This is a genomic window from Hoeflea sp. BAL378 (assembly GCF_000759435.1).
GTDB lineage: Bacteria > Pseudomonadota > Alphaproteobacteria > Rhizobiales > Rhizobiaceae > Hoeflea.
In genome coordinates this window covers 1-4,559 of record NZ_JRJG01000196.1, presented here as the reverse complement: position 1 = coordinate 4,559, position 4,559 = coordinate 1, and the positions used below count along the sequence as shown (strand labels likewise).

At 59.4% G+C, this 4,559-nt stretch carries 7 protein-coding genes; 3 read left to right on the top strand and 4 right to left on the bottom strand.

Annotated features, from left to right (window positions below; translation table 11 throughout):
• The first annotated feature begins 152 nt into the window (after positions 1-152).
• Complete coding sequence (locus tag LL06_RS24710; protein ID WP_035533366.1) at positions 153-1,010, top strand: hypothetical protein; 858 nt, start codon at positions 153-155, stop codon at positions 1,008-1,010.
• A gap of 44 nt (positions 1,011-1,054) precedes the next feature.
• On the opposite strand, the gene LL06_RS27525 is transcribed toward LL06_RS24710, so the two are convergent.
• Positions 1,055-1,825, bottom strand: a complete 771-nt coding sequence (locus tag LL06_RS27525) for a hypothetical protein (RefSeq protein WP_152599771.1) — start codon at positions 1,823-1,825, stop codon at positions 1,055-1,057.
• Positions 1,812-2,426 carry a hypothetical protein gene (locus LL06_RS27520; RefSeq protein ID WP_152599770.1) on the bottom strand — a complete coding sequence of 205 codons (615 nt, stop codon included), beginning with the start codon at positions 2,424-2,426 and terminating at the stop codon, positions 1,812-1,814. Before LL06_RS27520 ends, LL06_RS27525 begins: the two co-directional genes overlap by 14 nt.
• 178 nt (positions 2,427-2,604) lie before the next feature.
• On the opposite strand from LL06_RS27520, the gene LL06_RS27800 reads away from it, so the two are divergent.
• Together LL06_RS27800 and LL06_RS27795 are read left to right on the top strand one after the other, a co-directional pair.
• A complete protein-coding gene (locus LL06_RS27800; RefSeq protein WP_161785023.1) occupies positions 2,605-3,078 on the top strand; it encodes a type ISP restriction/modification enzyme in 474 nt (157 codons plus the stop codon).
• A 173-nt stretch (positions 3,079-3,251) separates the two neighbouring features.
• On the top strand, positions 3,252-3,428 hold the full coding sequence (locus LL06_RS27795) for a hypothetical protein (protein ID WP_161785024.1): 177 nt from the start codon (positions 3,252-3,254) through the stop codon (positions 3,426-3,428).
• Positions 3,429-3,465: 37 nt separating this feature from the next.
• Here LL06_RS27795 and LL06_RS27790 read toward each other — a convergent pair whose 3' ends face one another.
• Positions 3,466-3,627 carry a hypothetical protein gene (locus tag LL06_RS27790; protein ID WP_161785022.1) on the bottom strand — a complete coding sequence of 54 codons (162 nt, stop codon included), beginning with the start codon at positions 3,625-3,627 and terminating at the stop codon, positions 3,466-3,468.
• A 432-nt stretch (positions 3,628-4,059) separates the two neighbouring features.
• Positions 4,060-4,559 (bottom strand): methyl-accepting chemotaxis protein (locus LL06_RS24700; RefSeq protein ID WP_035533362.1); only part of this gene is annotated, 500 nt, incomplete at its 5' end.

Here is a 4,559-nt window from a genome sequence, read left to right as displayed (position 1 = left end):
GCGGGATACACAATATCACACGCGGCGGAATTCAAGTTACAAGGTGGATCGGCGCGAAAGCGCCGAGACGGATGAGGGGACGACGGCGCCTTCCCCTTGAGGTGGCAGGCGAAAGCTGGTTCAACGGTGGGGGGAGTTTTCCCGGGGGAATCATGAGCCAGCAACTTGTCCAGCAGTTTCTGAACGATCTCGACCGGTTGAGGAAGCTGTCGGGGTCGCTCAACGAGCAGACCGTGCGCGAGGCGTTCAAGGATCTCTTGAAAGCCTGGGCGCGGCAGAACAACCTGCTGTTCGTGGCCGAGCTTGAATATTCCACCGGGCAGAAGACCAAGGTCTACCCCGACGGCACCATCCTGCATGACCTCCGGGTGCCGCTCGGCTTCTGGGAAGCCAAGGACACCAAGGACGATCTCGACGACGAGATCGCCAAGAAGCTCTCACGCGGCTATCCGCAGGACAACATCATCTTCGAGAACAGCCACGAGGCGGTGCTGATCCAGCACCGGCAGGAGGCGTTCCGCTGCAAGATGGCGGACACGGAGAACCTGCTCAAGCTGCTCAACCTGTTCTTCGGCTACGAACGGCAGGAGATCGCCGAGTTCCGCAAGGCGGTGGAACTGTTCAAGGCCGACCTGCCGCATGTGCTCGATGCGCTGCGCGACAAGATCAACGACGCCTATCAGGCCAATGCCGAGTTCCAGACCGAGGCCACGCGGTTTCTGGAGCACGTCAAGGAGACCGTGAACCCGACGCTTGCGGAGGCCGACGTGCGGGAGATGCTGATCCAGCACATCCTCACCGAGGAGATCTTCGCGCATGTGTTCAACGAGAGCGATTTTCACCGCGAGAACAACATCGCCAAGGAGCTCTACAAGCTCGAGGGCGCCTTCTTCACCGGGGCGGTGAAGAAGGAGACGCTGAAGACGCTCGAGCCCTATTACGCGGCGATCCGGGCCAATGCGGCGCAGATCTCCAACCATCCAGATAAGCAACTCAATTTTTGTAAATAAATTTCGGCGAAAAAATACTTCATATTGATTTATAGTAATTTTTTCTATCTTATAAGTGTAAGTACGACGTTATTAACTAAATCTGTAATAGCGTCATCCGCCTGTGATTGAGTTACGACAACGGTCGAAGGGTGCGCAACCATGTTACGCCTTTTCAACTTAGATTCAAGAATCTCGATCACGCTCTTATTCAGCAATCTTGCAGTCCTACAAGCGTCTATTACTTGGCTTTCCTTTAACTCATCGAAGTCATCGCGGGCTGCGACTACGACGCTTAGCTTGGGAAATCGCTTTTTGATTCCGTCATTTAGTTTGTCCAGTCGTGAAGAATCCACTAGCAACCAGCTCATTAGGTGATCATAGGCAAGGTTCCATGTCATCACGATTGCTGCCCGGTACGCTTTCACCTTATAGCAACTCAAAGCCTCGTTCAGGAAATCACGTTCGGCTACATTCGGTACCTTAGCCGGCAGCTCAGACAATAACTTAGATATGGCAACAACCGAGGGGCTGTGGCCTACCTTAGTGTCCATATTGCGCCGAACTGCCCCGGCTAGCCGGAAACCGGAGCCCGACTTGACCACCTGCGGTGGCTTCTTATTCTTGAGGCGATTAAGGTACTGACTAACGTTTGGCGGTTCAATGCCTGCCTTCTTAAACGCCGCACGAATATCCAAGACCGTGAAGCAGGGCTTGCCTTCGACTGCCTCTAAGAACCAACCAAGCAGCAACAGTTGATCTACTGCGGATTTCGAATGAAACCCACTAATAGATCCTGCGAACTCGTGTAGACCTTCCAGTTTATCCCTCTGCAAGTTTATGCACTTTGTCGATCCCTATGTGGTTGATCACATAAGTTCCGCGACCGGGTCCCGGATCCAGAAGTTGATTCAATTTCAAGTTCCTGAGTGGTTGCCCAAAATCTTTGGATCCGGTTGGCCATTCCAACTTGCGGAAGCAAGTGTAAACATGATCTGCGTTTACACCTTCAATTTCCTTTCGGTGCTCGCAGAGGAACGCAACGACTACAAGGTAGCGATCTTGATCATTCTTCGGAGGGTAATTCTCAGTATAGGATTTTAGCGAAATCTCATTCGAAAGTTCAATATCTACCACTTTCCGCTTAGCAGGACGACGTGGCTTTGAAGCCGCGGCCTTAAGCACTCGCCCAACTGAAGTTGCGTCATCCTCCTCAACCGACGCGTCAACTACCTCCTCATCGTCGTCATCTTGTTCATTCAAACCGATGATCTGCACTGGCGTCTTCGGTAACTTCGGTCCGCTTACGGAGGCTGGTCGCAGCGCGTTCTGTATAGCGTTGGCGATCTGCGTTAGGTCGCCCTCAGGCATTTCCGCTTCAATCATAATGAACCGAATGCGAGAAGTTCCGTTTCCTTTAATATGCTTCTTGACCATGAGCGCCTCAATTTCTTTCTACGCTAGACGTTTACCTCTAGCACGATGGAAAATGATTAGTAAATCATTCCAATGGCTGGTCGATCGATAGCATTATTATTTCAACCTCGTCCAAGAACGGAAACTGCCGCTTAGATTATGGGCTCAGCAATGTCATCAACGGGTTGAACTTTCACCATTGCAAAGCAATAGTTTCGCGATTCCACTAGGCAGGAAGCGCGCACAGTTTCCAAACGATGGCGAGAAGCTCAACAACATCACCGAATGGGCGCTGAAGCGGTTCCGGGAGGCCTATGGGAAGGGCCTTCCTTCTCCCCTCGTGGGAGAAGGTGGATCGGCGCGCAGCGACGAGACGGATGCGGGGGGTGCGGCGGGCGGGGCGCCCCCTCATCCGCCGGCTTCGCCGGCACCTTCTCCCCGGGGGGAGAAGGGAGGGCCGCAGCGCCAGGGCCGCGCCCTCAGCAAGGACGACATCTTCCATTACGTCTATGGCGTGCTGCACGATCCGGTGTACCGGGAAAAATACGCGATCAACCTGAAGCGCGAGTTTCCGCGCATTCCGTTCTATCCCGACTTCTGGGCCTGGGCCGCATGGGGCGAGCGGCTGATGGCGCTGCATGTCGGCTATAGGCGGTCGAGCCGTGGCCGCTGACACGCATCGACGAGCCCGATGAACGGGCGCGTGCGGGCGGCGTGGCCCCCAAGGCGATGCTCAAATCCGACCATGACACCGGCACGATAAGGCTCGACAGCGAGACGCAATTGACGGGCATTCCGGCCGAAGTCTAGAGCTACCGGCTCGGCAACCGCTCGGCGCTCGACTGGATCCTCGACCAGTACAAGGAAAAGACGCCGAAGGACCCGACCATCCGCGCGAAGTTCAACACCTACCGCTTCGCCGACTACAAGGACCACGTGATCGACCTGCTCATGCGGGTGACGCGGGTGAGCGTCGAGACGGTCAAGATCACCGAGGCGATGAAGGGAGCGAAGCGGGACTGAGCGGCCTCCTCCTCCGCCGGCTTCGGCGACCGCTGCGTCAGTCCCCCGACTTGCTCTCGTCGGCCTCCGGGTGGGTTCCGTCGGAGACGCTGCCGGGATGGGGGTCGGAGACATCGGAGCCGGCGTGGGCCGGCGTCTTCGGCTGCTTGTCCGTCGGTTGCTTGCCTGGCTTGGGGGCGCTGTCTGGCCTGGGGGTCATGGGGCTCTCCTTTCGGGCTCAACCCGCAAGGCCGGCGATGGTTCCCGGGAGGGTGCTCCGCGCCGATCGCCGCCCTTGCGGGGGCGAGATCGCGCCGGAGGCAATCGGCATCCGCGGGCTGGGCCGCCCCCCTCATCCGGCCCTTCGAGCCACCTTCTCCCCGGGGGGAGAAGGGAGAGCGGCGGGCACTGCGCCATCCCCTCCTTCCCCCTTGAGGGGAGGGATTGAGGGTGGGGGTCGTGGGCGCAGCGAACCCCGATTACCCCCGCCCGGATCGCCTGCTTCACTTGTCTCTCCGCAGGGTCGAGCCGCGGGGCTCGACCCGTCCGTCGGACTCCCTCAAGGGGGAGGTGGGGCTCCTGGGATGCCGCCCCCCTCATCCGGCCCTTCGGGCCACCTTCTCCCCCGGGGAGAAGGGAGAGCCGCGGAGGCTCAGGCGGCGCGGCTGGGGGCGGTGCGGCGGGCTTCCTCGGCATCCAGGCGGAAGTTGGCGACGAGCGCCGAGAGCTGGGCGGCCTCCTGGGCCAGCGTGTGGCTCGAGGCGTTGGTCTGTTCGACCATGGCGGCGTTCTGCTGGGTCATCTGGTCCATCTGGCCGACGGCGGCATTGACCTGGCCGAGGCCCGTGGCCTGTTCGTGGCTGGCGGTGGCCATGGCGGCGACGTGGGAGGAGATGTCCTCTATGCGGGCGATGATGCGGGTGATGGCCTCGCCGGTCTCGCCCACGAGGGAGACGCCGGAGCGGACCTCCTCGCCGGACGCGGCAATGAGGCTCTTGATCTCCTTGGCGGCGGTGGCGGAGCGGCCGGCGAGCTCGCGCACCTCCTGGGCGACGACGGCGAAGCCGCGGCCGGCCTCGCCGGCGCGGGCGGCCTCGACGCCGGCGTTGAGCGCGAGCAGGTTGGTCTGGAAGGCGATCTCGTCGATGACGC

Coding starts and splice junctions, on each gene's coding strand:
- LL06_RS24710 (WP_035533366.1), top strand. CDS start 153: ATGAGCCAGCAACTTGTCCAGCAGTTTCTGAACGATCTCGACCGGTTG.
- LL06_RS27520 (WP_152599770.1), bottom strand. CDS start 2,426: ATGGTCAAGAAGCATATTAAAGGAAACGGAACTTCTCGCATTCGGTTC.
- LL06_RS27790 (WP_161785022.1), bottom strand. CDS start 3,627: ATGACCCCCAGGCCAGACAGCGCCCCCAAGCCAGGCAAGCAACCGACG.